At 65.0% G+C, this 25,008-nt stretch carries 23 protein-coding genes; 12 read left to right on the top strand and 11 right to left on the bottom strand.

Annotated elements, in window-relative coordinates:
• Positions 1-201 precede the first annotated feature (201 nt).
• Both MGMSRV2_RS10245 and MGMSRV2_RS10240 read left to right on the top strand, forming a co-directional pair.
• Positions 202-984 carry a cell envelope integrity EipB family protein gene (locus MGMSRV2_RS10245; protein WP_242410737.1) on the top strand — a complete coding sequence of 261 codons (783 nt, stop codon included), beginning with the start codon at positions 202-204 and terminating at the stop codon, positions 982-984.
• Between the two features lie 74 nt (positions 985-1,058).
• Entirely contained in the window at positions 1,059-2,105 is a 1,047-nt protein-coding gene (locus tag MGMSRV2_RS10240; RefSeq protein WP_024080283.1) for a tetratricopeptide repeat protein, read from the top strand.
• A 15-nt stretch (positions 2,106-2,120) separates the two neighbouring features.
• Here the strand turns inward: MGMSRV2_RS10240 and MGMSRV2_RS10235 are convergent, their stop codons facing one another.
• The 8 genes from MGMSRV2_RS10235 to MGMSRV2_RS10200 all read right to left on the bottom strand — a co-directional run bounded on the left by MGMSRV2_RS10235 (position 2,121) and on the right by MGMSRV2_RS10200 (position 11,187).
• Positions 2,121-3,296: a BaiN/RdsA family NAD(P)/FAD-dependent oxidoreductase gene (locus MGMSRV2_RS10235; RefSeq protein ID WP_024080282.1), complete on the bottom strand. Its 1,176-nt coding sequence runs from the start codon at positions 3,294-3,296 to the stop codon at positions 2,121-2,123.
• Positions 3,297-3,375: 79 nt separating this feature from the next.
• Positions 3,376-6,096: an ATP-binding protein gene (locus MGMSRV2_RS10230; protein WP_024080281.1), complete on the bottom strand. Its 2,721-nt coding sequence runs from the start codon at positions 6,094-6,096 to the stop codon at positions 3,376-3,378.
• 1 nt (position 6,097) lies between these two features.
• Positions 6,098-6,334, bottom strand: a complete 237-nt coding sequence (locus tag MGMSRV2_RS10225; RefSeq protein ID WP_024080280.1) for a hypothetical protein — start codon at positions 6,332-6,334, stop codon at positions 6,098-6,100.
• Complete coding sequence (locus MGMSRV2_RS10220; RefSeq protein WP_024080279.1) at positions 6,331-8,190, bottom strand: 3'-5' exonuclease; 1,860 nt, start codon at positions 8,188-8,190, stop codon at positions 6,331-6,333. The genes MGMSRV2_RS10225 and MGMSRV2_RS10220 overlap by 4 nt, the downstream gene beginning before the upstream one ends.
• A 19-nt stretch (positions 8,191-8,209) precedes the next feature.
• Positions 8,210-8,581 (bottom strand): response regulator transcription factor, encoded by a 372-nt coding sequence (locus MGMSRV2_RS10215; RefSeq protein ID WP_024080278.1) that lies wholly within the window; start codon positions 8,579-8,581, stop codon positions 8,210-8,212.
• A gap of 96 nt (positions 8,582-8,677) precedes the next feature.
• Positions 8,678-9,169, bottom strand: a complete 492-nt coding sequence (locus MGMSRV2_RS10210) for a hypothetical protein (protein WP_024080277.1) — start codon at positions 9,167-9,169, stop codon at positions 8,678-8,680.
• Between the two features lie 143 nt (positions 9,170-9,312).
• Positions 9,313-9,936 carry a response regulator gene (locus MGMSRV2_RS10205; RefSeq protein WP_024080276.1) on the bottom strand — a complete coding sequence of 208 codons (624 nt, stop codon included), beginning with the start codon at positions 9,934-9,936 and terminating at the stop codon, positions 9,313-9,315.
• 96 nt (positions 9,937-10,032) lie between these two features.
• Entirely contained in the window at positions 10,033-11,187 is a 1,155-nt protein-coding gene (locus MGMSRV2_RS10200) for a GNAT family N-acetyltransferase (RefSeq protein ID WP_024080275.1), read from the bottom strand.
• A 50-nt stretch (positions 11,188-11,237) separates the two neighbouring features.
• On the opposite strand from MGMSRV2_RS10200, the gene MGMSRV2_RS10195 reads away from it, so the two are divergent.
• Both MGMSRV2_RS10195 and MGMSRV2_RS10190 read left to right on the top strand, forming a co-directional pair.
• The gene (locus MGMSRV2_RS10195) at positions 11,238-12,341 is read left to right on the top strand and encodes a DUF445 domain-containing protein (protein ID WP_041633569.1); all 1,104 of its coding nucleotides are present in this window, start codon (positions 11,238-11,240) and stop codon (positions 12,339-12,341) included.
• A gap of 121 nt (positions 12,342-12,462) precedes the next feature.
• Positions 12,463-14,061: an FAD-binding oxidoreductase gene (locus MGMSRV2_RS10190; RefSeq protein WP_242410735.1), complete on the top strand. Its 1,599-nt coding sequence runs from the start codon at positions 12,463-12,465 to the stop codon at positions 14,059-14,061.
• Here the strand turns inward: MGMSRV2_RS10190 and MGMSRV2_RS10185 are convergent.
• On the bottom strand, positions 14,058-14,363 hold the full coding sequence (locus MGMSRV2_RS10185) for a TusE/DsrC/DsvC family sulfur relay protein (RefSeq protein ID WP_024080272.1): 306 nt from the start codon (positions 14,361-14,363) through the stop codon (positions 14,058-14,060). The two genes, MGMSRV2_RS10190 and MGMSRV2_RS10185, sit on opposite strands and share 4 nt — an antisense overlap.
• A 325-nt stretch (positions 14,364-14,688) precedes the next feature.
• Between MGMSRV2_RS10185 and MGMSRV2_RS10180 the strand changes: the two genes are divergently transcribed.
• The 8 genes from MGMSRV2_RS10180 to MGMSRV2_RS10145 all read left to right on the top strand — a co-directional run bounded on the left by MGMSRV2_RS10180 (position 14,689) and on the right by MGMSRV2_RS10145 (position 23,843).
• A complete protein-coding gene (locus MGMSRV2_RS10180) occupies positions 14,689-15,411 on the top strand; it encodes a cyclic nucleotide-binding domain-containing protein (protein WP_024080271.1) in 723 nt (240 codons plus the stop codon).
• A 102-nt stretch (positions 15,412-15,513) separates the two neighbouring features.
• A complete protein-coding gene (locus MGMSRV2_RS10175; protein ID WP_024080270.1) occupies positions 15,514-15,960 on the top strand; it encodes a response regulator in 447 nt (148 codons plus the stop codon).
• Positions 15,961-15,966: 6 nt separating this feature from the next.
• The gene (locus MGMSRV2_RS10170; protein WP_024080269.1) at positions 15,967-18,453 is read left to right on the top strand and encodes a two-component system response regulator; all 2,487 of its coding nucleotides are present in this window, start codon (positions 15,967-15,969) and stop codon (positions 18,451-18,453) included.
• A complete protein-coding gene (locus MGMSRV2_RS10165; RefSeq protein ID WP_024080268.1) occupies positions 18,450-19,268 on the top strand; it encodes a fumarylacetoacetate hydrolase family protein in 819 nt (272 codons plus the stop codon). The genes MGMSRV2_RS10170 and MGMSRV2_RS10165 overlap by 4 nt, the downstream gene beginning before the upstream one ends.
• Positions 19,265-20,131 carry a DMT family transporter gene (locus MGMSRV2_RS10160; RefSeq protein WP_024080267.1) on the top strand — a complete coding sequence of 289 codons (867 nt, stop codon included), beginning with the start codon at positions 19,265-19,267 and terminating at the stop codon, positions 20,129-20,131. The genes MGMSRV2_RS10165 and MGMSRV2_RS10160 overlap by 4 nt, the downstream gene beginning before the upstream one ends.
• 31 nt (positions 20,132-20,162) lie before the next feature.
• Positions 20,163-20,897 (top strand): FadR/GntR family transcriptional regulator, encoded by a 735-nt coding sequence (locus tag MGMSRV2_RS10155; RefSeq protein WP_024080266.1) that lies wholly within the window; start codon positions 20,163-20,165, stop codon positions 20,895-20,897.
• Positions 20,898-21,011: 114 nt separating this feature from the next.
• Positions 21,012-22,457: a pyruvate kinase gene (gene pyk / locus MGMSRV2_RS10150; RefSeq protein WP_024080265.1), complete on the top strand. Its 1,446-nt coding sequence runs from the start codon at positions 21,012-21,014 to the stop codon at positions 22,455-22,457.
• A gap of 3 nt (positions 22,458-22,460) precedes the next feature.
• The gene (locus MGMSRV2_RS10145; protein WP_024080264.1) at positions 22,461-23,843 is read left to right on the top strand and encodes an SLC13 family permease; all 1,383 of its coding nucleotides are present in this window, start codon (positions 22,461-22,463) and stop codon (positions 23,841-23,843) included.
• A gap of 106 nt (positions 23,844-23,949) precedes the next feature.
• Here the strand turns inward: MGMSRV2_RS10145 and purS are convergent, their stop codons facing one another.
• Positions 23,950-24,189 carry a phosphoribosylformylglycinamidine synthase subunit PurS gene (gene purS, locus MGMSRV2_RS10140; RefSeq protein WP_024080263.1) on the bottom strand — a complete coding sequence of 80 codons (240 nt, stop codon included), beginning with the start codon at positions 24,187-24,189 and terminating at the stop codon, positions 23,950-23,952.
• Positions 24,190-24,210: 21 nt separating this feature from the next.
• A complete protein-coding gene (purC, locus tag MGMSRV2_RS10135; protein WP_024080262.1) occupies positions 24,211-24,975 on the bottom strand; it encodes a phosphoribosylaminoimidazolesuccinocarboxamide synthase in 765 nt (254 codons plus the stop codon).
• Positions 24,976-25,008: the final 33 nt, after the last annotated feature.

Raw genomic sequence — 25,008 nt, 5'->3', positions numbered from 1 at the left:
TTGCATGCTTCGTGCCAAGGCCAAGGCGGACAAAGCCGCCAAAACGGCGGGGATAACGGGCATTTTTTGCCGGTCTCTGGGCAGAAAGTGCCGGATGGGCGGCAGAAATAAACCGGCACATACTTTGCTGGTGGTTGTTGCAGTGCCATGTATAATGCGGCCAGTTTGTCTTGGAGGTTCCTGATGGTGCGTGGCGTGCGGATGGCTGTGGCCGCGATGGTCGTGACGGCGGCGGGGCAAGCCCTGGCCGGTCCGGCCGATCTGGCGCCACATCGGGCCGTCTATTCCATGGGGCTGTCGACCACCAAGCCCGGTTCCGGCATCGCCGCCGCCAGCGGCACCATGAGCTATCAGTTCGAGGATACCTGTGACGGCTGGGTGGTGGAAAACCGCATCGCCATCACCTATGCCTATACCGAGGGCGGACAGGCGCTGTCGGCCACCGATTTCATCACCTGGGAATCGAAGGACGGGCTGCACTACCGTTTCCGCATGCGCAATACCCGCGATGGTCAGGTGACCGAGGACGTCGAGGGCCATGCCGACCTCAAGGGCAAGGGCCAGGGCGGCACCGCCCGTTTCTCCCGTCCCGAGCCCATGACCCTGGCCTTGCCCAAGGGCACTTTGTTCCCGACCGAGCACACCTTGCGGCTGATCGATCATGCACAAAGCGGCGGACGGTCGTTCTGGCGGGTGGTGTTCGACGGCTCCGGTCTGGATGGCCCCTACGAGGTCAACGCCCTGATCGGCAAGCAAAGTCAGGCGTTGCCGGCCAAGCCGGTGTCGGCCTTGCTGGGCACGCCCCATTGGCCCATGCATCTGGCCTTCTTCCCGGTGTCCAGCCCCGAGGAAGTCCCCAATTTCGAGATGTCGCTGGCCTATCACCCCAACGGGGTGGCTCAGGAAATCGTCCAGACCTTCAAAAGCTTCAGCCTGAAGGGCCGGCTTGATTCGGTCGAGGCATTGCCCAAGCGCGGCTGCTGACCTTCCCTTTTGATATCGTCGCTCCTGATGGCCGTGGTCGTGGGGATGTGAACACCTGTGACAGGAGTGCCCAGATGACCGATTTCACCAGCATGGACGTGGCCGAGTTGCGCGACGTCATCGCCAGCCACCGCGCCGAGGTCGAGGCCGATCCGCCGGCCCTGGTTCCCGCCTTCGCCGAGGCGCAACTGGCCCTGGCCGCCAAATTGTCGGAAGCCGGCGAGATGGAACGCGCCCTGGCCGCCTCCATCGAGGGCGTCGATCATCTGCGGCTGCTGACCGACAGCGATGTCGGCACCTTTGCCGTCCATCTGGCCTCGGCGCTCAACAACATGTCCAATCGCCTGTCCGATTTGGGCCGCGACGATGAAGCCCGGCTGGCCGGCGACGAGGCCTTGGCCCTGGGCAAGCGGGCGATCGACACCGCCCCGGCCGAGGCTCGTTTCGTCCTGGTCTCGACCCTGATGAATCAGTCGGGACGGTCGTGGCGGGCGGGGCAAAGCTTGCGCGCCATCGACGAATTAGGTCAGGCGGTGGAAATCTTCCGCGACGGCGGCGAGGCGCTTTATTCCTTCCTCGGCATCATGGTCGACGCCCTGCACCGCAACGCCATGGCCCTGGCCGAAGGCGGATTGTGGGAAGAAGCCATTGCCGTGCGCCGCATGACCGCCGAAGTCTTCCCTGAAGATCAGGTGCCCATGGCGGTGCATCACCTGTTGGCTCTGACCCTGCAACAGGGCGCTTTCGCCAAAAGCCGCGACGGTTTCTATGGCGAATCGTTGCCGCTGGTGGAGGAAGCCGCCGAACTGGCCCGAGCCCTGGCCGAAGCCGCGCCCGACCAGTATCGTCTGTTCCTGGCCCAGTCCCTGGCCAATCTGGCCAGTCGCCAGCACGAGGCCCATGCCGATGCCGAGGCCTTGGACGCGGCGGTGGAAGCGGTGGGCGTGTTCCAGGAACAGGCCAAGATCGATCCGGCCAGCGCCCTTGGGCCGCTGGTGCCGACCCTGGAAACCTTCGCCTCGATCCTCAACACCTTGGGTCACACCGAGCAGGCGCAGAACATCCTGGGCCAGCGCGATCACCTGCTTGGGGTGTTGGAGCAGGCCAAGGGCCAGGCGTAAGACCTTGCCGGGTGGTCAGGCGTGCTGCCCGGCCACCCAGCCCGACGACCATGCCCATTGGAAGTTATAGCCGCCCAGCCAGCCGGTGACGTCCACCGCCTCGCCGACGAAGAACAGGCCGGGATGGGCCTTGGCCTCCATGGTCTTGGACGATAGCGCCTCGGTGTCGACGCCGCCCAAGGTGACTTCCGCCGTGCGCCAGCCCTCGGTGCCGGCGGGCAGCAATTTCCAGGCATTGACCATTTGTCCCAACTGGGTTAGCGCCTTGTTGGACAATTCGGCCATGGGCTTCTTGCCGATGCCGGCGCGCTCGCACATGCCGTCGGCCAGCCGTGACGGCAGCATTTCCGCCAGGATGGTCTTGGCCTCGGCCTTGGGCCTTTGGTCCTTGCGCTCGATCAGCTTGGCCGCCACGTCCAGGTCGGGGGCGAGGTTGACGGTGATGTCCTGGCCCTCGCGCCAATAGGACGATATTTGCAAAATGGCCGGCCCCGACAGGCCGCGATGGGTGAACAGCACCGCCTCGCGGAAGCTGGTCTTGCCGCAACTGACCACGCCATCCACGGCGATGCCGGTCAGCACCCGGACGAAATCCAGATCGGCATCGGTGAAGGTCAAGGGCACCAGGGCCGGGCGGATCGCCGTCACCCCCAGGCCGTAATCGCGGGCGGCGAAATGGGCATAGCTGGTGGCGCCCAGCTTGGGAATGGACAAGCCGCCGGTGGCGACGATGACCGAACCGGCGGTGATCGGCCCGTCCTCGGTATTGATCGTATAGGGGCCGGAGCCGGTGATGCCGCCGACTTTGGCGCCCAGGCGCAGTTCGACCGAGCCGGCGCCGGCTTCGTCCAGCAGCATATTGAGGATCAGGGCCGAGGACTGGTCGCAGAACAATTGCCCGAGATCGCGTTCGTGATAGGCGATGCGGTATTTGCCGACCAAGGCGATGAAGTCGTTCTGGCTATAGCGCTTCAACGCCGATTTGGCGAAATGCGGATTGGCCGACAGATAGCGTTCCGGCGCGATGTTGCGATTGGTGAAATTGCACCGCCCGCCGCCGGAAATCAGAATCTTGGCCCCGGGCTTTTCGCCGTGATCGAGGACCACGACCTTGCGGCCGCGCTGGCCGGCACTGGCGGCGGCCATCAGGCCGGCGGCGCCGGCGCCGATGATGATGATGTCGTATTGCATGGGCGGCTTATAGCCGATTATCCCTGTCCTGTCGTCGGCCAAACCGGGTGGATATATCCGCTGGAATGAAGCTGGAAATTCAGCCCGCGTTTGCCTCTGGCGGCTGGTTGGGCAGTTCGAAGGTGAAAGTGGCGCCCTGGCCCTCGATGCTGTCGACCCAGATGCGCCCGCCCAGATGCTCGACGATGGTCCTTGAAATGGCCAGTCCCAGGCCGGTGCCCTTGGGCTTGTTGGTCAGGGTGTCGCCGACCTGATGGAACTTGTCGAATACCGCCTCCAGGGCATTGGCGGGCAGGCCGGGGCCGTTATCGGCCACCTCGACGCGGATGCCGAGGGCGGTCGCGGCCAGGGTCAGCCGCACCCGGCCCTGGCCGGCTTCGACGAATTTGACGGCGTTGGACAGCAGGTTGATCACCACCTGCATGAACTTGTCGGCATCGGTGCGCAAGGGCGGCAAGTCGTCGGCCAAGCGGGTTTCCAGCGTAACCCTGCGATCCTCGAACAGGGCGCCGGTGGCGGCGATGCTGTCCTGGATCAACTGGCGCGGCTCGACCATGACGAAGTGCCAGGTCATCCGCCCCGATTCCATCTTGGCCATGTCGAGGACTTGGTTGATCAACCGGGTCAGCCGTTCGCTTTCCTTGATGATGATGGCCAGGAATTCCAGCCGTTGCGCCTCGTCGATGCCAGGGTTGTCGAACAGGATTTCCGAAAACGAGCGGATCGAAGTCAATGGCGTACGTAATTCATGGGTCACCGTCGAGATGAAGTCGTCCTTCATCCGGTCCAGTTCCGTCAGCCGTTCGTTGGCGGCTTTCAACTCGGCGGTGGCCGCTTCCAGGCGTTGCGAATAGGCGATGACCTGACTGGCTTCGTCCAGGATTTCCATCACCTCGTCCAGGCCGACCACCTCGCCTTTCGACACCGATGCCACCATGACCCGGGCGGAGGCGGCGCCGATGGCCCCGGCCAGCAGGGTTTCAGCCATGTCCACCAGTTCGGAATCGGCCTCGGTCAGCTTATCCAGGTCGATACCGCGATGCTCGGCCCATTGGGTGAAGGCGCGCTCGGCGTTGTCGGGGCCGACGAAGCGCACGCACAACGCCTTCAATTCGCTGATGGCGGCGGTGCCGCGCCAAAAGCGCGAGCGCCCGCGATGGGGGGCGCTGGGGCGCAGCGCATCGACGAACAGTGACGCCTGAATGCGCTCCATGGCGGTGTGGCCGGTCAGCAGCGACACCGACACATAGGCGCCCACATTGGCCAGCATGCTCCACACCAGGGCATGGGTCACCGGCTCCAGCCCGCTCAGGCCGAACAGGGCATAGGGCTTCAGCAATTCGATGCCGGCCAGCCCTTGTTCAGCGAAGGCCACCGGCAGCCAGCCGGAGCGGGCGAAGCTGGGCAGCAGCAGGGTATAGGTCCACACGGCGAAACCGGACAAGAGCCCGGCCAGGGCGCCTTTCTCGGTGGCGCCTTTCCACAGGATGCCGCCGATCAAGGCGGGGGCGAACTGGGCGGCGGCGCAGAAACTGACCAGACCGATGGTCACCAGGGCGTAAGAATCACCGATCAGCCGCACATAGGCATAGCCCAGCAGGACGACGGCGGCGATGGTGCCGCGGCGGATGGTCAGCAGCAGCCCCGACAGGTCGGACCGCTGGGCCAGCCCCAGCCAGCGCAGGCGCAGCAACAGCGGCATGACCAGATCGTTGCAGACCATAGTGGACAGGGCGATGGTCTCGACGATGACCATGCTGGCCGCCGCCGACAGCCCGCCCAGGAACACCAGCACCGCCAGCCCGGTGGCGCCGTGGGTCAGGGGCAGGGCAAGGACGTAGAGATCGGGGATGATGTCCTGGCCGGCAAAGGTCATGCGTCCGGCCAGGGCCACCGGCAGGACGAAGATGTTGATGGCCAGCAGGTAAAGCGGGAACAGCCACACCGCCTTGTCCACGTGACGGCGGTCGACGTTTTCCACCACGGTGACCTGAAACTGGCGCGGCAGGCAGGTGAAGGCCAGCATGGACAGGATGACCAGGGCGACCCAATCGCCATAACCGCCGCCGCTGATGGTGAACAAGGCGCGCAGGTCAGGGTTGTCGGCGGCCTTCAGGAAGATGTCGGCGAAGCCGTCATAGAGGCCATAGGTGACGAATATCCCCACCGCCAGAAAAGCCACCAGCTTGACCACCGATTCGAAGGCGATGGCCAGCACCATGCCTTCGTGGTGCTCGGCGGCGTCGATGTGGCGGGTGCCGAACAAGATGGCGAAGGCGGCGAGGAAGATGGCTACCAGCAAGACGGTGTCGCCCAGGACCGGGATATTGGACATGGGCAGATTGGTGTGCGGCCATTCCAGCAGCGCCGTCAGGGTGGTGGACACCGCCTTAAGCTGCAACGAGATATAAGGCATGATGCCGAGCACGGCGATGATGGTGACGACGCCGCCCAGCACCGGACTTTTACCGTAGCGGGCGGAAATGAAATCGGCGATGGAGGTGATGCGGTGGGTGCGGCCGATATGGACCATCTTGCCGATGATGACGCCCGACAACGCCACCACCAGGGTCGGCCCCAGATAGATGGGCAGGAAGGCCAACCCGCCCGAGGCGGCGCGCCCGACACTGCCGTAAAAGGTCCAAGAGGTGCAGAACACGGCGATGGACAGGGCATAGGTGGTGGGGTTGGCGATCAGCGAGCGGCCTTGCGCGGCGCGGCGGTCGCCGTACCAGGCGATGGCGAACAGCACCAGCAGATAGGCGATGGAGATGGCGACGACGACGGGGCCGGAAACCATGTCAGTCCCCGTCGCCGGAACGTTCCACCACTAGGGCCATGATGACGATCAGCGCCAGCCAGCCGCCGAACAGCCACAGCACCAGGAACGGGATGCCGGCGACCATGTAATCGCGCGACGCCACGTTCAGGAGCGGCGGCGAGAACAGCGCCAGCCCCAGCAGGAAGGCGGCGATCAGCCGCTCGCGCTTGCCCGCCGGGCGGGTCAGGCGCAGGCGCGGCGACGGGCCCGGCCTCACGACCGGTGCCCCTGGGTCAGCCAATCCAGGCTGGCCTGACAGGCTTGGCCCAGGGTGCGGATGCCGCGGGCTTCCAAAGGCGCGATCAATCGGGCCAGGATTTCCGCCGTCACCAGGGCGTCGGACAGGGCCGAGCGATGGGGCAGGGGCGGCACCCCCAACCGTCCGGCCACCGCTTCCAGCGACAGGTCATAGCCGGGGTCCAACAGCGCCGCCAGGATCATGGTGTCGAGCACCGGCTGGCGCAGGGCGATGCCGGTTTCGCCTTGGGCGGCATGCAGGAACTTGAGATCGAAGGCGACGTTGTGGCCGGCCAGGGCGGAGGTGCCGGCGAAGGCGGCGAATTGCGGCAGCACCACCGCCAGGGGTGGTTTGCCCTTGACCATGTCGTTGCTGATGCCGTGATAGGCCATGGATTGCGCCGGAATGGGGATGCCGGGATCGATCAGACGCTCGAAACTTTCCCCCGACAATACCCGGCCCTGGCCGATGCGGACGGCGCCCACCTGGATCAGCCGGTCACCCTGGTCGGGGCGCAGGCCGGTGGTTTCGCAATCGAAGGCGACGAAGGTCAGGTCGCTCAATTTTTCATTGGTCAGGCCGCCCGCGTGCAGGTGGCGCTGCATCAAATCCAGGTCGTGCACCTCGGGGCGCGGCGGGCGCGGTCGGTCGCTAGGGGAAAATTGCGGACGATGCGGTGGCGGCAACGGGATGCGCAACACCGACAAGGGGCCGCCGCCGCTTTGGCTCCACGGTTCGGATTGGTGACGGTCGAGCAACTCGCGGACGCTGTCGCCGCCATCGCCGGCGGGCAGGTCCAGCCACACTTCCACCATGGCCGCCGGCACGGCGGTGCCGTTCCAGGCCAAATCCACATAGACGCGGCGATCGGCCAGCAAGGCCTCGAAATCGAATTCGCTGTGGCCGGTGGCCTGGGCCAGGTGCCGGGCCAGGACGGTCAGCGCATCCAGCAAGCCACGGCTGTCGCCGTGCAGCCACAGGGGGATGCCCACCATGTTGAGGCGGATGCGATGGGCGGTCAGCCGTCGGGCCAGACAGTTGAACAGATCCTGCGAATAAAGATCGGTGCTGGCGGCGCTGGGGATCTGGGTGGCGATGTCGGCTTCCAGCCGTTCGACGGCGCGGGAGAGGGCGGCGCTTTCCTCGGTGATCACCTCGTCGAAGGCGGTTCGTTCCCGCGGGGTCATGTCGGGATAAAGGGCGATGGTTTCCGCCGCCGCCCGCAAATTGGCCAAAGGTCGACGCAGATCACGCACCGAGGCGCGGCGCAGGCTCAGTTCTCGCAGGGCTCGTGTCGGTTCGGCGTCCTCGGGCGTCAGGGTCAGCAGGTAGAAACCGTCGTGAAGGCGCAGTCTGGCCCGCAAAAGTGCCGCGCCGTCGGCACTGGCGCAGGTGAAGGCGGTGTGGCCGCCGGCTTCAAGACCTTCCAAGGCCCGCAACAGCGGTTCCATGGGCAGGATCATGGCGATGTCGCCGCCCATGGGCAGGGCCGAGCGCCCGAACAGAGCGGCGGCGGCAGTGTTGGCGCAGGCGATGCGGTGGCTGGGCCATTCACACAAGATGGCGGCGTCGGGCAGTTCGGCCAGCGCGCCGGCGACCCAGGCCCGAGCCGGTTCGCGCCGCGTGGGCGGGGGCGGTGCCTCGGCGTGAGGCGGCGGGGCGACCTGCGGTTGCGGGGCGCAGCGGCGCCACAGCATCAACAGCAGGGCCAGGGGGATCACTCCGATCCCGGCCACCAGCGGTGCCGGTGCCGGCATGCGCGAGGCCAGGCCGACCAGCAGCACCGAAAGCGCGGTGGCGCCGATCAGGAGGGTGACCCGCTTGCGCTCGGTCATGGTGCCCTCCTTCGTCGGATCAGGGATTACCCAGGAACGACCGCACCTTTTCCACCACGTCGCGGGTGGAAAACGGTTTGGTCACGTATTCGTCGGCGCCGAGCGCCATGCCCTTTTCGCGCTCGACCTCGCGGCCCTTGGCGGTCAGCATGATGATGCGGATATCGGCCCAGTCGGGATTGGCGCGCACCGTCTGGCACACGTCATAGCCGTCGCGCTTGGGCATCATCACGTCGAGGAGCACCAGACCGGGCTTGTGCTCGGCGATGGCGGCCAGGGCGGCGTCACCGTCGCGGGCCACGTGCACGTCATAGCCCACCTGTTTCAACAGGAACTCCAGCGACAGGACGATATTGGGTTCGTCGTCGACCACCAGGACCGATCGCGCCATGGCTTGCCTCCTAGCCTCGTTACCTTCTCTACGGGAAGGTTTAAGGACTCACCGTATCATGCCCGCCCAGGTTTGCACATGGGGGCCGTGCCGGGGTTAAAGCAAGCCGACTTCTTCCATTTTTTCCTTGAGGCGGCCTTCTTTTTTGCGCAAGGCCTCTTCCATGCGTTTGATGCGGCGGTCCAGATCCTCGATATTGGCGAGACGTTCCTGTCGCTTGCGCTTGCTCCAGCCGGCGCTGGCCCGTTTGATGCCCCAATCGGCGGCGATGAAGAACAGGCAGGCGCCGGCCAGCACCGACACCAGGGCGGCCCAGCCGCCGAAGGTGCGGTCCACCGCCACTACCGCCCCCCAAAAGCCGATGCTGACCAGGGATGCGGCACCGATCAGCATGACCCGGTTGACGGTGCGGTCGTGTTGGGTGTGGCGGCGTTCGGCGGCGCGCAGGGTGTTGACGATCTCCTCGCGGGCGATGGCCTGCCAGGTGCGGAACGACATGCCCTTAACCGTACGGTTGTCGCGGATGGTTTGTTCCAACTTACGGACCAGATAATCCGCCTGCTGTTCTGGACTTGGCCCGTCGGCCATGTTCGCCTGCTCCCCGATCACCACATGGGTGGCGATCCTATCACCGCTCTACGTCGGTGCAAACTCACCCTCCTCCGCCGTGCCGGGGGAGATGACGGCAGATCCCGGCACGGACGGAGGAAGGCGATACCCGGCGGGCTCGGTCAGACCCGCGGGGCATCGCGGCGTTCAAGCGGCTGGAAACCACGGTGGCCCTGGCGGCGTTCGGGGCCGTCCCACACGGCGCCTATGGGGTCGCGGCGGTCGGCGCTGCGCCAGTTTTCGTGGCGGCGGCGGTCGTGGTCCTGGAAATCCAGTCGGCGGCGCCTGCGATCGGGGCCAAAAAAACCGCCGCCTTGGATGTAAAGACGCGGATGTTCGACGATGGAGCGCAGGCGGCTGGCGAGAACCTGTTGCGACCACGGGCGCAGCATGAACTCGTTACTGCCGGCGTCGCGGGCGGCGGCGATGTGGTTGAGGCCGGCATAAGCGGTCATCACCACCACCGGCAAGAACCGATGCTGGTTGGCGGGTGCGCGCAGGCGATGCAGGAAGTCGATGGCATCCACCTGCTCGGACCAGTCCAGAAACAGGACATTGGGTTGTTCGGTCTCGATGGTCAGGATGGTGTCGCGCAGGCGACCGCAATCCATCACCCGTTCACAGCCCATGCCGGACAGCATGTCGCGCAACAGGCGCCGGTTGGTCAGATAAGGGTCGAAGACCAGTGGCCGGCAGCGGCTGAAATCGGCCCCGAAGGTGGTTTGCGGTGCGATGACATAGGCCATGGCGAGCACTCCCGTACTCCGTGTCCCTCTTGGCGTCACAGCCCTGGGGGAGACGACTTTTCCACTTGGTCATTGTCTCTCTCGCCGACAAGGGGTTCAAGTGGATTGTTTGTAGGGACCAAGCTCCGCCTGTTCGGTCATGTCCTCGGCTAAAAGCGCGCGTTCATGAGCGACGAATTTCTCGACGGCGCGGCGTAAACCCTCGTCCTTGATCCAATGGGCGGAATGGGTGGCATTGGGCAGATAGCCGCGCGCCACCTTATGTTCGCCTTGGGCCCCGGCCTCGACCCGCTTGATCTTGTGGGCGATGGCGAAATCGATGGCGCGGTAGTAACAGGCCTCGAAATGCAGGAAGGGCGCCTGAAGCCCGGGGGCGCAGCCCCAGTTGCGCCCGAACAAGGTGTCGTCGCCCAGCATGTTGAAGGCGGCGGCCACCGGCTGGCCGTCTTGTTCCACCCACACCAGCACCACCTTGTCGGCCACTTCCGATCCCGACAGATGGTCGAAGAAGGCGCGGGTGAGATAGGCCGATCCCCATTTCCGGTCGATGACGTTTTCGTAGAAGCGATGGAAGGCATCCCAGTGCCGGGCTTTGATGTCGGCCCCGACCAAGGTGGTGATATGGAACCCCTGGGCCGCCACCGCCTGGCGTTCCTTGCGCACCTGCTTGCGCTTGCGCGACGACAAGTGCCCAAGGAAATCATCGAAACAGCCGTAATCGGCGTTCTCCCAATGATATTGGCAGCCCAGGCGGCGGATGAAGCCGGCGCTTTCCAGCAGATCCGCCTCGGCCTCGGTGGGAAAGGTGATGTGCAGCGACGACATCCCCGCCTGCGATGCCAGCCGCACCATGGTTTCGGCCAGGGCCAGCCGGTGGGCCGGGTCGTCGTGGCGCGACAGCAGGCGTGGCCCGGTGGCCGGGGTGAAGGGCACGGCGCATTGCAGTTTGGGATAGTATCGACCGCCCGCCCTGGCATAGGTTTCCGCCCAGCCCCAATCGAACACGTATTCGCCATAGGAGTGGCTTTTGACGTACATGGGCGCCACCGCCACGATTTCGCCATGCCCGTCGCGTATCAGTACATGACGGGGCAGCCAGCCGGTTTCGCCGGCGACCGCACGCGACTGTTCCAAGGCCGCCAGGAAGCCATGGCGGATAAAGGGATTGCCGGCCCCGGCGCAGGCGTTCCAGTCGGAGGCGGGGATGGCATGGATGGACCCGACGATTTCGGCTTGCAAGGTGTCGGTCATCTTCGCCCAATTCTCGCTTCATGGTTTCCCTCCAGCATGACATGGCGGCAATGATGGGAAAATCCAAGCTTATCCCGCCGCATTTGCTGGCCGGCGGCTTGTTGCTGGTCATGGCGGTGCTGTTCGGCGTGGCCTGGTATTTCCACATTCCGGCGCTGAAAGCCTTTGCCGAGGCGGCCCTGGCCGGCGGCATCGCCGATTGGTTCGCCGTCACCGCCTTGTTCCGGCGCCCGCTCGGCCTGCCCATTCCCCATACCGGCCTGATCCCGGCCAATCAAAAGCGGCTGGGGCGGGCCTTGGGTGATTTCGTCCGCGACAATTTCCTCGCCCCCGATCTGGTGGCGGCGCGGCTGCGTCAGGGTTCGCCCGCCGCGTGGCTGGCCGACCGGCTGGCGCAGCCGGAAGTCGCCCGCGTCCTCGCCCGCCGCCTGTTGCGTCTGGCCGATGATGCCGACAGCCGTACCGCCTTGTTGGCGTTGGTCCAGCCGGGGCCGTCGCTGGCGCGGGCCTTGCGTATGATCATGCGCCAACACGGCCATCAGCGTGCCTTCGACCGGCTGCTCGATGGCGTGGCCGGGGCCCTGGCCGCCGATAATTCCTTCATCGTCGCCAAGGTCGCCGATGGTTCGGGCCGCTGGGTACCCGCCTGGGTCGACCGCAAACTGGCGGAAAAGCTGAGTGCCGCCCTGGCCGCCGGTCTCGATGATCTGCGCCGCGCCGACCATCCGTGGCGGCAAGGGTTTGAACACTGGCTGCACACTCTGACCCAGCGTCTGGGCGAGGATCGCGACCTGGATGCGCGCCTGACTGCGGCGGGCGAAAAAGCCCTGGCCGATTGGCTGGCGGAGGACCGCCTGTTGCCGGGGCTGAGTGCGGCCATTGCCGGCTGGGGCCGCGCCCTGGCCGCCGACCAGGCCGCCCGCGCCCGGTTGGACCGCCGGCTGATCCGGGTGGTCGAGCGCGCCTTGGTGCCCAGCCGCCATCAGATCGGTGATTTCATCGCCCAGGTGGTGGAACGCTGGGACGGCGCCACCTTGGTGGCCAAGCTGGAGGCCCAGGTGGGCGGCGATCTGCAGTACATCCGGGTCAACGGCACCCTTGTCGGCGGTTTGGCCGGACTGGCCCTTTACGGGCTATCCCACCTGTTGGGGTAGTGATGTGCGGTCCCGGCATGGCCGCCTCCGTTAAACTGGACATAGAATGGCTTCTTCCAGGGCAATGTTGATGCTATTGTCCGCGCCTCCGCTGCCGGAAAGCCGCTTGTATCCTGCGATCATGACCATGGAATCCGCCGCCATCGATTTCGCCAGCCTCAGCCGCGCCCAGCTTGTGGATGACGGCGGCAAGAAGCTGGAAGCCCTGTTGCTGGTCACCGGCGACGTGGCCGATGCTGTCACCCAGGCGGTGGGGCAGGGCTATGCCGTCATGCCCACCGGCGGCCTGACCAGCGCCATCGGCTCGTACGATTACCAGGCCGACGGCATCAGCGGTTTCACCGGCGTCATCGCCATCCGGCCTAAGGGCGCGCTTACCCCCGAACTGGTCGATGCCCATACTGCACCCGTGGATTTGAAGACCCATCAGCTGTGCATCCGCCGTGAGCAAGGTACCATTATCGTCGGTGCCGGCTTGACCTTCACCCAGGTCAACGCCGCCCTGGCCGAACATGTGGGCGGCAATGCCCGGGTGCTGGTGGATCTGACCAGCGTCGGCTCGGCCTATGTGGGCGGTGTCGTCGCCACCGGGGCCATGGGGCCGTTGCGTATGCGTCCCAGCTCCACCTTGGAAGCGGTGGTGGTGGCCGATGGTTGCGGGGCGCGGCTGCTGGCCGGTGACGATCTGGATCTGGTCGAGGGGATGCAGGGCTGGACCGGCATGGTGGTGGCGGCGGTGTTCCGCTTCTACGAGGTGCCGCCGGCGGAATTCGGTCTGGTACTGCCGGTGCAGGGCACCGATATCGACGCGGTGGCCGGTCTGCTGGCCTATCTGGAGCCGTGGACGCGGGTTAATTTGCCGGGGGCCGGCGGTCGGCTGGGCAATGGTGACACCGTCTTGAACGGCGTCGAACTGGTCAGCCGCGATTCACTGGAATCCTTTATCGAGCACGCCCAGGATCCGGCCCGCAGCAAGGCGCAAGGGCTTCTGCAATCGTGCGAATACGCCAATGCCGACATGCTGGCCTGCATCACCGGCTGGTCGGAACAATCGGTGGACGACGTTCTGTTCAGCCTGATGGACCCGGAGACGGAGACCATCGGCGGCGTGATGATCGAATTCGGCGTCGGCTTTTCGTCCGGGGCCGAGATGGAAACCTTTCGCGCCATCCGTGAAGGCGCCCCCGATATGGCCCGCACCAAGGCCCGGGTCATCCCCGACGGGCGGATGAAACCGTGGAGCACGTCCACCGACGTCAATGTCTCGGTTCCTGCCGATGCCGGCACCATCGCCGCCATCCTGACCGCCTATGCCGATTACCGCGCTTTGGTGCGTGACTTGGCCGGGCAGGTGGCCCAGGGCGTCGACGTGGAATTGTCGGCCTATGGCCATCTGTCGCCGCACGGCATCGACCCCCACCACCGGGTGACGGTGTTCGCCGATCTGGGCCGCGACGACGATCTGGAAGGCGTGCGCAAGGCGGTGCTGGATGGCAAACGCACCCTGATCCGCGATCTGGTGCGCGCCACCATTGCCGGCGGCGGCAAGGTGACCGGCGGTGAGAAGGGCATGCCGTCGCTGGTGGAGATCGCCCGCGCCATCGGCGGCGAGGAGCATCTGCCCGACGATCTGCGCGCCCGTCTGGACCGCGCCCGTCAGGCCATCGCCGCCGCGCCGGCTAATTTCAGCTTCCGCGCCCCGGCGGAATTGCGGGCCTAGCCCGTGCTCCACGCCCGCGGGCGCTTCATGCCGGCGATCTTGCAGGCCTGCTGCACATAGCCATAGGGAAACAGCTCGAACAAACGGTTGCGTCCGGCCCCGGTGGCTTGCGTCAGGTGCTTCATCACGTGGCGGGCGTCGGGGGCGACCTGATGCTCGTCCAGCCATTGGCGCATGAAGCGGATGACCCGCCAATGGTCATCGGTCAAGCTGATGCCCTCGGCCAGCGCCGCCTGTTGGGCGAAATCCTCGTCCCAGGCGCTGGGATCGATCAGATAGCCTTCCGTATCCACCTCGGTCATGGTCTGCCGCCCCGCTGATGTTTGCTCCATGGTGCTCTGTTTATTAGCATTATGTGATTGACTGTGGTCAAGTGCCGGATTTGACTGATGTCAATAACGCTGCGATGGGTATTTCGGCTGTCCTGTTGACGGAAGTCAAAGAGCAATAACGCTGAAATGCAGATGATGCTCCATACCCAATGACGCTCATGCCGAACGTGCCGGGTAGACCGGGTCCGAACTCCCCCTCACTTCGGACCCGGTCTTATTTTTTCTTGACCGGGATCAAACCAATTTCGTCGCCGTTCAGGTGCAGTGGTCGAAACTCGCCGATCTGGGGGCCGTGATGACGACGATGATCCAAATGGCCGAAGGGTTGCGGGGCGAGGATGTGGACATCCTGGCCCGGGTGCCCATGTTCGCCGGTATCGACGCCCCCACCTTGACCCGCATGGCCCAAGTGGCGCGAGTGGTCCGGCTGCCCCGGGGGACGGTGCTGTTTTCTCAAGGCGATGAAGCCAAGGCACTTTATGTGTTGCTGGAAGGTCAGATCGGCCTGTCGGGCAAGGTCGAAGATCTGGGCGACGACACGGTGGTGGAAATCCTGGATGCGGGCGAAGCCTTCGTCGCCGCCGCCGTGTTGACCGGCAAGCCTTATCTGATCGCGGCCACCGCGCTTGCTCCGGCACGGGTATTGGAACTGCCGCGTCAGGCGCTGTTGGACGATTTGCGCGCCAGCCCCGATCTGGCCTTGGCCATGTTGGGGTCGCTGGCCCGGCATTTCCGTCTGCTGGTGCGCGAAATCAAGGATTTGAAGCTGAAATCCGCCAGCCAGCGTTTGGCGCTTTACCTGCTGGGGTTGACGGCAAGGCGGCGCGGCGCGGTGATCGTGCGGCTGCCCCACAACAAAGGCCTGATCGCCGCCCGTGTCGGCGTGCGCCCGGAAACCCTGTCGCGGGCTTTCGCCCAGTTGAAAGGGCGTGGCGTAGTGGTGGACGGCCAGAATGTGGCCATCGCCGATCTGGCGGTGCTGGTGGATTATTGCCATGAAGGATGGGAGAACGTTTAAGCGCGGCGGTGCCATTTTTGGTGTTGGACATTTGCAAGTTTACAGAAGGCCTTTATAGTGCTGTTGTTATTGCCCAAACCGGCACCTTGAAGGAGCCTTTGCGTGAGCCTGCGTACCGCCCCCGACACCTTTGACATCCTCCTGGTCGAGGACAATCCCGGTGACGCCCGTCTGGCGCAGGAGGCCTTGAAGGAAGGCCGCATGTCCAGCCGACTCAAGGTCGTGGTCGACGGTGTCGAGGCGATGACCTATCTGCGCCGCGAAGGTCCGTTCGCCGAGGCTCCGGTGCCCAATCTGGTGCTGCTTGACCTCAACCTGCCGCGCAAGGATGGCCGGCAGGTTCTGGCCGAGATGAAGGCCGATCCCAACCTGCGCCGCATTCCGGTGGTGGTGCTGACCACCTCGCAGGCGGAACAGGACATCATGCGCACCTACGATCTGCACGCCAATTGCTACATCACCAAGCCGGTCGATCTGGACCGCTTCATCTCGGTGGTGCGCTCCATTGAGGAGTATTGGTGTTCGGTCGTCACCCTGCCGCCGCGCTGAGCCGTCATGGAGCCGGGAGGCCAACGCTCCGGCTGTACCGTCCTGGTGGTCGAGGATAATCCAGGCGACGCCCGGCTGGTCGAGCTTTATCTGCTTGAAGACATTACCTCGCCCTTTCGCGTCCTGAAGGCGGAATTGCTGTCGGCGGCGCTTGGTCTTCTTGATACCAACATCATCGACGTGGTGCTGCTGGACCTGTCCTTGCCCGACTCCTTCGGCATGGATACCCTGGACCGCCTGCGCGCCGCCCATCCTTTGGTGCCGGTGGTGGTGCTGACCGGCACCAACGATGAGGCTCTGGCGCTTCAGGCCCTGCGCCAAGGCGCCCAGGATTATCTGGTCAAGGGTCAAGGCGACGGCAATCTGGTGCGCCGGGCCATTTTCTATGCCATCGAGCGGTCCCATGCGGCCAGCGCGCTGAAGCGGTCGGAAGGGCGATTCCGCGCGCTTTTCGCCAATGCGGGCCTGGGCGTGGTGCTGGCCGACGCCCATGGCCGTATGGTCGAGGCCAATCCCGCCTTTTTGTCCATGGTCGGCTATGGCGATGCTGAGTTGCGCGGGGAAAAGTTCCGCGCCATCACCTATCCCGACGATATCGGCTTGAATGACACGCTGCGGGCCGAGGTGCTGGACGGCAGCCGCGATGGCTTTCAACTGACCAAGCGCTATGTCGCCAAGGACGGACGCATCATCTGGGCCAAGCTGACCTGCACGGTGATGCGCGAGGCCGATGGCCAGCAGCCCTTTACCGTTACCGTGGTCGAGGACATCACCGAGAGAAAGCGCCTGGAAGACAATATGCGTCTGGCGGCGACGGTGTTCGAGAATTCCGGCGACGGCCTGTTCGTCACCGACGCCGAAAATCGGATCATTCATGTCAATCCGGCCTTCACCCGCATCACCGGTTATGCCGCCGATGAAGTGCTGGGCCGTAATCCCAGCTTGTTGGCCTCGGGACGGCACGACCACGATTTTTTTATCCAGTTGTGGGCCGTCTTGCTGCGCGACGGCAAGTGGCAAGGCGAAATCTGGGATCGCCGCAAGGACGGCGAAATGTTCGCCGGCTGGCAAAATATCGCCGTGGTCCGCGATACCGACGGCAAGGTGCAGAATTTCGTCGCCGTCATCAGCGACATCACCTCGCGCAAGCAGGTGGAGGAACGGCTGTCCTATGCCGCCAACCACGATCCGCTGACCCGGCTGCCCAATCGCACCTTGTTCCAGGAACGTCTGACCCGAGCCATCGCCCGAGCTTCGCGCAATCATAATCTGGTGGCGCTGCTGTTCATCGACCTGGACCGGTTCAAGCAGGTCAACGACACCATGGGCCATCTGGCCGGCGACATGCTGTTGCAGCAGGTGGCCGAGCGGCTGTCGTCGTGCATCCGCCAGGGTGACACGGTGGCGCGGCTGTCGGGCGACGAATTCACCATCATCTTGGAAGACGTCCAAGACCCCCGTGACGCGGCGGTGGTCGGGCACAAGGTGTTGCGCCTGCTGCAAGAGCCGGTCGCCTTGACCGGCGGCGAGGCGCATATCAGTTCCTCCATCGGCGTATCGCTTTACCCGACAGATGCCGGCGATCCGCAGACCTTGCTGAAGCTGGCCGATGCCGCCATGTATCGGGCCAAGCATCTGGGCCGCAATTCCTGCCAGTTCCATTCCGAGGCGGTCAACGCCGAGGCGTTCGAGCGTTTGGCGCTGGAAAACGCCCTGCGCGGTGCCGTCGATCAGGGCCAGTTCCTGTTGCATTACCAGCCTATCTTCGACGTCAAGAGCGGTCGTGCGGTGGCGGTCGAGGCCTTGCTGCGCTGGCGTCATCCGGAAGTGGGGGTGGTTGCCCCCAACCAATTCCTGGCCTTGGCCGAGGAAACCGGCATGATCGTTCCCATCGGACGCTGGGTGTTCGACCAGGCCTGCCGTCAGGCCAAGCTTTGGCGTGATGCCGGCCACGTGGATTTGCGCCTGCACATCAACCTGTCGCCACGCCAGTTGCGCCAGCCCGATCTGATCGAAATGGTCGCCGCCGCCTTGGAGGTGTCGCAATTGCCGCCCCAGGCCCTGGTTCTCGAGGTGATGGAAACCTGTGTCATCGACAAGGCTTTTGACCCCTCGGCGCTGTTCGCCCGCTTCGCCGCCCTGGGGGTGGGGTTGGCCATCGACGAATTCGGCTCGGGCTATTCGTCCTTCGCCTTCCTGCGCCGCTTGCCGGTGACCATCTTGAAGGTGGCGCAAAGCTTCGTCCGCAACCTGTCCAGTTCCGAGGACGAATCCGAGATCGTCACCGCCATCGTCGCCCTGGCCCGTGGCCTGCACATGACCGTGGTGGCTCCGGGGATCGAGAACAAGGCGCAACTGGATTTCCTCACCGGCTTCGGCTGCGACAAGGTCCAGGGCTTCTTGCTGTCCAAACCCTTGCCGGGGACTGAAATGACCGAGTTTCTCGACCTTAAGCGTTCGCCCGCCGCCTTGGGTCCATGGGGCAATCCATGAGACTGGTGCGCTGGGGCGACAAGGGGGCGGAAAAGCCCGGTCTGGTGGATGCGGACGGTGTCGTCCGCGATCTGTCCGGCCACTGTGCCGATATCTGTGCCGACGTGGATTTCGCCGCCCTGGCCGGTGTGGACGCGGCGGCCTTGCCGGTGGTGCCCGGTCGCCCGCGCCTGGGCGTGCCGGTGGCCGGTATCGGCAATATCCTGTGCATCGGTCTCAATTATCACGACCACGCCGCCGAGATCGGTCTGGCCCCGCCGGCGGAACCGGTGGTGTTTTCCAAGCATACCGGGGCGTTGGCCGGTCCGTTCGACGATCTGGCCTTTCCCGCCGGGACGCAAAAGCTGGATTGGGAAGTGGAACTGGCGGTGCTGATCGGGCGCCCGGTCTGGCAGGTGGGGGTGGATCAGGCGCTGTCCCATGTGGCCGGCTACATGACCGCCAACGACGTTTCCGCCCGCGACTGGCAGATGGATCGGGGCGGCCAGTGGATCAAGGGCAAGTCGGGGCCGGGATTCTGCCCGCTGGGGCCGTATCTGGTGCCCGCCGCCCAGGTGCCCGACCCGCAAGCCTTGGGGCTGTGGACCGAAATCAACGGCATCCGTCAGCAAGATGGCCGCACCGCTGACATGGTGTTCGGCGTCGCCGAGATCATCGCCCATCTGTCGCACTTCATGGCGTTGGCGGCGGGCGACGTCATCCTGACCGGCACCCCCGCCGGGGTCGGAATGGGCCGTGGCCTGTTCCTGCAACCGGGCGACGTCATGGCGGCGGGCGTCGACGGATTGGGCAGCCAGCGGGTCGTGGTGAGGTGATCGCCGGCAATGGCCGCCGCGGTCTGGCGGCATTGATCCTGGGGGCGGTGGCCATCGGCTTCGCCCCCATTTTCGTGCGGTTGTCGGACGTGGGGCCGGTGGCTACCGGCTTTCATCGCCTGTTCTGGTCGGTGCCGGTGTTTCTGCTGCTGATGTATCGGGCGCCGGCCTGCCGGCCCAGTCCCGGCCAATGGCGGGTGATGGCGCTGTCGGGATTGTTCTTCGCTGGCGACATGATCGTCTGGCATCTGGGCATCATGCTGACCAGCGTCGCCAATGCCTCTTTGTTCACCAACATGGCGCCCATCTTCGTCGCTTTGGCCCTGTGGCTGATCTGGCGCCAGCGCCCGTCGGCCCGCTTCACCCTGGCCTTGCTGGTCGCCTTCACCGGCGCCCTGGCCCTGGTCGGCGGTGCCCCGGATTTGTCCCTGGACCGGCTGGCTGGTGATGGCTTGTCGCTGTTGTCGGGGCTGTTCTATGCCGGCTATATCCTGGCGGTGGGCCGCGCCCGCGCAGATTTGCCGACCCCCTTGTTGATGGCGGTGGGTGGGGCGGTGGCCGCCCTGGTCATCCTGGCTGCCGCCCTGGCCTTGGGCGAAACCGTGTGGCCGACCACCTTGCGCGGCTGGGCGGTGGTGCTGGGCCTCGCCCTGGTGTCGCAATGCGCCGGCCAGGGGTTGATCGCCTGGGGGCTGGCCCATGTGTCGGCGTCGTTCGGGGCGGTGGTGCTGTTGTTGCAGCCGGTGGTGGCGGTGCTGATGGCCTGGGTACTGTTCGCCGAGACGCTGGGGATGGTGCAGGTGGTCGGGGCCATGGTGGTTTTGGCAGGCATTCATCTTGCCCGCAAGGCGAACCCCACTTGACGATGGCGGGTGGTTATGCTCACCATCCGGCATGACCAATGACACTTCAGATACGGTCCCGGCCGATCCCCGCACCCGCGTTTCCGACCGCGTCGCCGACCGCATTCTTGCCCGTATCGCCAGCGGCGAATGGGCGGTGGGGCAGCGTCTCCCCGGTGAACGTCAACTGGCCGAGGACATGGGCGTGTCACGCGTGTCGGTGCGGGCGGCGCTGCAAACCCTGAAGACCCAAGGCCTGTTGGACGCGGTCCAAGGCGGCGGCACCCGTGTGGTATCCAATGCCGCCTGCATGGATGCGTCCTTGGCCCAACTGGTCAAGGCCAACCATGAGACCCTGGCCGATCTGGCGGAGATCCGCGGACAGATCGAAGTGTGGGCAGCTCGGCGGGCGGCACAAAACGCCACCCCCGCCAATCTGGCCGAGTTGTCCGAGGTGATGGCCGCGACCGAGGCCGACATCAATGCCGGCAAGCACAAGACCGAAAACGACATCCGCTTTCATCTGGCGGTGGCCAAAGCGTCGGGTTCCACCGTCTACATGCATGTGATGGGGGTGTTTCGCGGCATCTTGCAGCAGATGCTGGATTATCACCGCTATGAAATGTTCCCGACGCCCGAGGATGATCAGACCATCCTGGGCCATCATCGGGCCATCGCCGATGCCATCGCCGCCGGCGATGCCGATGCCGCCGCCGTCGCCATGCAGGCCCATCTGGGCTGGGTGGTGGCGCGCTATCGCGTGGTGCAAAGCCAGCGCGGCAGCTGACCCCACACCTTCGGGCAGTGGAAAACCGTCATCCAGGCGCGGTAGGCGGCGGCGCGCCCGTCTGCTATGGTGCGCACCACAAAATATCCCGCCTTCGGTTGCTAAGGACCCAAGATGCGTAGAACAAGAAAAGCCAAGATCATCGCCACCCTGGGCCCGGCGTCGTCGACGCCGCAGGCCATTGAAAGCCTGTTCCGGGCCGGGGCTGACGTTTTCCGCCTGAATTTCAGCCACGGCAGCCATGCCGACCATCAGGCCCGCTACGACACCATCCGCGCGCTGGAACAAAAGATCGGACGTCCCATCGGCGTGCTGGCCGATCTGCAAGGCCCCAAGCTGCGGGTCGGCAAGTTCGCCGATGGCAAGATCAAGCTGGAGACCGGCGCCACCTTCCGCCTGGATCTGTCACCGGAACTGGGCACTAGCGTGCGCGCGCCGCTCTTGCACCCGGAAGTGTTCGCCGCCATGAACGTGGGCACCGAGTTGCTGCTGGATGACGGCAAGCTGCGGCTGCGGGTCGAGCAGCACGGCGGTGATTTCGCCGAGACGCGGGTGATCGTCGGCGGTGAATTGTCCAACCACAAGGGCGTCAACGTCCCCAACGTGGTGCTGCCCATCTCGCCCTTGACCGACAAGGACAAGGCCGATCTGGATTTCGCCGTCGACATGGGGGCGGACTGGATCGCGCTGTCCTTCGTCCAGCGTCCCGGCGACGTCCTGGAAGCGCGCAAGCTGATCGCCCGCAAGGTGGGCAGCCGCGTGCGCCTGTTGTCCAAGCTGGAAAAGCCCTCGGCCATCGATTACCTGGAAGAAATCGTCGAATTGTCCGACGCGGTGATGGTGGCACGCGGCGATCTGGGGGTGGAATGCCCGCCGGAATCGGTGCCGATCCTACAAAAACGCATCATCAAGTGCTGCCGCTCCGCCGGCAAGCCGGTGGTGGTGGCGACCCAGATGCTGGATTCCATGGTCCATTCGCCATCGCCGACCCGAGCCGAGGCCTCGGACGTGGCCACCGCCATCTATGACGGCGCCGACGCGGTGATGCTGTCGGCGGAAACCGCCTCGGGCGATTATCCGGTGGACGCGGTGACCATGATGGACCGCATCATCAATCGGGTGGAAGAAGACGACCAGTATACGGTGATCACCGACGCCTCGCGCTCGCAGCCGGAAAACACCACCCGCGACGCCATTTCCGCCGCCGCCCGGCAGGTCGCCCATACGCTGAAGGCCGCCGCCGTGGTCACCTTCACCTCGTCGGGCTCGACCACCTTGCGCGCCGCCCGCGAACGACCGCAGCAGCCGATCATCTCGCTCACTTCGGGCATCGAGGTGGCGCGCCAGCTGGCCCTGGTGTGGGGGGCGCATTGCGTGCCGACCCAGGAAGTGCGCAGCTTCGCCGAAATGGTGCAGACGGCGGCCAAGGCGGCGCAGGATGAATCCTTCGCCCATCCCGGCGACCGCATCGTCATCACCGCCGGCGTGCCGTTTGGCTGTTCCGGCACCACCAACATCCTGCGGGTGGCGGAAATCGAGGAAAGCGGCGAAGTCCTGTAATCCATGAAAGTCAACGCCCGGACCTTGCCCAAGATTCTGGGCGCTGGCCTGATCGTCGCCGCCCTGGTGGCGCTGATCATGCAGCCGGCAGGCGGCGGCGCGGCGGGCTGGGGCTTGCCCATTTTGCTGGTGACCATCGGTCTGTGGTCGGGTGGTTTTCTGCCCGACCACGTCACCGCGCTGGGCTTTTTCGCCGTCCTGCTGTTGTTCAAGCTGGCCCCGCCGGAAGTGGTGCTGTCCGGCTTCACGTCATCGGCCTTGTGGCTGGTTCTGGCCGGACTGGTCCTGGGCCTGGCCATGGATGAAACCGGTCTGGGCAAGCGCATGGCCGGGTTGGCGCGCGGATTGGAAGGATTGTCTTACCCCCGACTGGTGGCGGTGGTGGTCGGTCTGGGGCTGGCGGCCATCTTTTTCATGCCGTCGGCGACCGGTCGCATCATCATGCTGTTGGGCATCGTCGCCCCCCTGGCGGTGCATCTGGGCTATCATCCCGGCTCGCGCGGCTATTCCGGCCTGATGCTGGCCGCTGCCTTCGGCACCTTTCTGCCGGCCTTCTCGGTGCTGCCGTCCAATGTTCCCAACATGGTGTTGGCCGGCACGCTGGAAAAGCTGACCGGCCACAGCTTCACCTTCGTCGAGTTCTTCATCGTCCATTTCCCGGTGCTGGGGGTGGGGCGGGCGCTGGCGGTGTGGGCGCTGGTCAGCCTGCTTTATGCCGAACCGCCGGGGCCGCTGGTCGGAGCCGGAGCCGCCGCGCCGGGACCATTGAGCAAGGGAGAGCGCCGTCTTGCCGCAGTGCTACTGCTGGCGGTGAGCCTGTGGGTGACCGATTCCTGGCATCATATATCGCCGGCCTGGGTCGCCCTGGCCGGGGCGGTATTGTGCCTGTATCCGCGTTTCGGCGTGCTGGGCGCCGATGCCATGCGCAAACTCAACATGTCCATGATCTTCCATGTGGGCGCGGTCATCGGCCTGGGGGCGGTGGCCAACCATCTGGGCCTGGGGGCGTGGATGGCGGAAGCCATCCTGGGCTGGATGCCGTTGTCGGGCGACGGCCATCTGCACGACTGGGCGGTGCTGGTGATCCTGCCCATGCTGTTGGGCGTGTTGACCACGGCCCCCGGCGTGCCGGCGGTGCTGGTGCCCATGGCCGGCACCCTGGCGGCGCGCTCGGGCTTTTCCATCGACAGCGTCGCCATGTTGCAGGTGCCGGGCCTGTCCACCATCTTGTTGCCGCATCAGGTGCCGCCGTTGATGGCGGCGGTTCCGGTCTCGGGCGTGCCCTATCACGAATTCGTCCGCATGTGCCTGCTGACGGCGGGCGTTTCGGTGGTGATTCTGCTGCCGTTGGATGCGCTGTGGTGGATGGTGCTGGGACGGCTGTAGGCGTGCTTTGTTGTGGCTGGTTTTGTCCGCCCGCGATGGCTCTGGAGCAGACAATAAAAAAGCCGGAGGGCCTGTGCCGCTCCGGCTTTTTTTCAGCTCAACCGTGTCAGACCAGCTCGATGCTGTAATTCTCGATCACGGTATTGGCCAGAAGCTGCTTGCACATCTGCTCGGCCGCTTCGCGCGCCTTGGCCGGATCGGTTTCGGCCAGATCCAGTTCGATGTACTTGCCCTGACGGACGTCGTTGACGCCGCCGAAGCCCAGCGAGCCCAGCGCGTGCTGCACTGCCTTGCCCTGGGGGTCGAGAACGCCGTTCTTCAAAGTGATATGAACCTTAGCTTTCACGGGAATATTCCTTGTGTAGGCTTATTGCATGGTTTCCGGGCCCTTCAGGTCGCGCGGGCCACCCTCGGGCAGAATGCCCAAGCGGCGCGCCACTTCCTGATAGGCGTCTTCGACGTTGCCGAGATCGCGGCGGAAACGGTCCTTGTCCATCTTTTCGCCGGTCTTCAGATCCCACAGACGGCAATTGTCGGGGCTGATCTCGTCGGCCAGGACGATCTGCATGTCGTCGCCATTGTAAAGGCGACCGAACTCCAGCTTGAAATCGACCAGACGAATGCCAACGCCCAGGAACAGGCCGGTGAGGAAGTCGTTGACGCGCAGCGACATGGACATCAGTTCATCGATGTCCTGGGTGGTGGCCCAGCCGAAGGCGGTGATGTGTTCCTCGGCGACCATGGGGTCGCCCAGGGCGTCGGACTTGAAGTAGTACTCGACGATGGAACGCGGCAGCGGCGTGCCTTCCGACAGGCCGAAGCGCTGAGCCAGCGAACCGGCGGAGATGTTGCGGACCACCACTTCCAGCGGGATGATCTCGACTTCGCGCACCAATTGCTCGCGCATGTTAAGGCGACGAACGAAGTGGGTCGGGATGCCGATCTCGCCCAGCTTGATCATCAGGTATTCGCTGATCCGGTTGTTCAGCACGCCCTTGCCGGTGATGGTGCCCTTCTTCTTGTTATTGAAGGCGGTGGCATCATCCTTGAAGTACTGAACCAGGGTGCCCGGTTCCGGTCCTTCGAAAAGAACCTTAGCCTTGCCTTCATAAATCTGTCTGCGTCGAGCCATGGGAAACTTCCGGATCGATGAGGCGCGGCCTGG

Source organism: Magnetospirillum gryphiswaldense MSR-1 v2, from assembly GCF_000513295.1.
GTDB lineage: Bacteria > Pseudomonadota > Alphaproteobacteria > Rhodospirillales > Magnetospirillaceae > Magnetospirillum > Magnetospirillum gryphiswaldense.
This window is presented reverse-complemented; position numbering and strand designations above follow the sequence as displayed.

Excerpts from the sequence above, each read along its gene's own strand:
- MGMSRV2_RS10245 (WP_242410737.1), top strand. The coding sequence starts at position 202 with ATGGCTGTGGCCGCGATGGTCGTGACGGCGGCGGGGCAAGCCCTGGCC.
- MGMSRV2_RS10240 (WP_024080283.1), top strand. The coding sequence starts at position 1,059 with ATGACCGATTTCACCAGCATGGACGTGGCCGAGTTGCGCGACGTCATC.
- MGMSRV2_RS10235 (WP_024080282.1), bottom strand. The coding sequence starts at position 3,296 with ATGCAATACGACATCATCATCATCGGCGCCGGCGCCGCCGGCCTGATG.
- MGMSRV2_RS10230 (WP_024080281.1), bottom strand. The coding sequence starts at position 6,096 with ATGGTTTCCGGCCCCGTCGTCGTCGCCATCTCCATCGCCTATCTGCTG.
- MGMSRV2_RS10220 (WP_024080279.1), bottom strand. The coding sequence starts at position 8,190 with ATGACCGAGCGCAAGCGGGTCACCCTCCTGATCGGCGCCACCGCGCTT.
- MGMSRV2_RS10215 (WP_024080278.1), bottom strand. The coding sequence starts at position 8,581 with ATGGCGCGATCGGTCCTGGTGGTCGACGACGAACCCAATATCGTCCTG.
- MGMSRV2_RS10210 (WP_024080277.1), bottom strand. The coding sequence starts at position 9,169 with ATGGCCGACGGGCCAAGTCCAGAACAGCAGGCGGATTATCTGGTCCGT.
- MGMSRV2_RS10205 (WP_024080276.1), bottom strand. The coding sequence starts at position 9,936 with ATGGCCTATGTCATCGCACCGCAAACCACCTTCGGGGCCGATTTCAGC.
- MGMSRV2_RS10200 (WP_024080275.1), bottom strand. The coding sequence starts at position 11,187 with ATGACCGACACCTTGCAAGCCGAAATCGTCGGGTCCATCCATGCCATC.
- MGMSRV2_RS10195 (WP_041633569.1), top strand. The coding sequence starts at position 11,238 with ATGATGGGAAAATCCAAGCTTATCCCGCCGCATTTGCTGGCCGGCGGC.
- MGMSRV2_RS10190 (WP_242410735.1), top strand. The coding sequence starts at position 12,463 with ATGACCATGGAATCCGCCGCCATCGATTTCGCCAGCCTCAGCCGCGCC.
- MGMSRV2_RS10185 (WP_024080272.1), bottom strand. The coding sequence starts at position 14,363 with ATGACCGAGGTGGATACGGAAGGCTATCTGATCGATCCCAGCGCCTGG.
- MGMSRV2_RS10180 (WP_024080271.1), top strand. The coding sequence starts at position 14,689 with ATGACGACGATGATCCAAATGGCCGAAGGGTTGCGGGGCGAGGATGTG.
- MGMSRV2_RS10170 (WP_024080269.1), top strand. The coding sequence starts at position 15,967 with ATGGAGCCGGGAGGCCAACGCTCCGGCTGTACCGTCCTGGTGGTCGAG.
- MGMSRV2_RS10165 (WP_024080268.1), top strand. The coding sequence starts at position 18,450 with ATGAGACTGGTGCGCTGGGGCGACAAGGGGGCGGAAAAGCCCGGTCTG.
- MGMSRV2_RS10155 (WP_024080266.1), top strand. The coding sequence starts at position 20,163 with ATGACCAATGACACTTCAGATACGGTCCCGGCCGATCCCCGCACCCGC.
- pyk (WP_024080265.1), top strand. The coding sequence starts at position 21,012 with ATGCGTAGAACAAGAAAAGCCAAGATCATCGCCACCCTGGGCCCGGCG.
- MGMSRV2_RS10145 (WP_024080264.1), top strand. The coding sequence starts at position 22,461 with ATGAAAGTCAACGCCCGGACCTTGCCCAAGATTCTGGGCGCTGGCCTG.
- purC (WP_024080262.1), bottom strand. The coding sequence starts at position 24,975 with ATGGCTCGACGCAGACAGATTTATGAAGGCAAGGCTAAGGTTCTTTTC.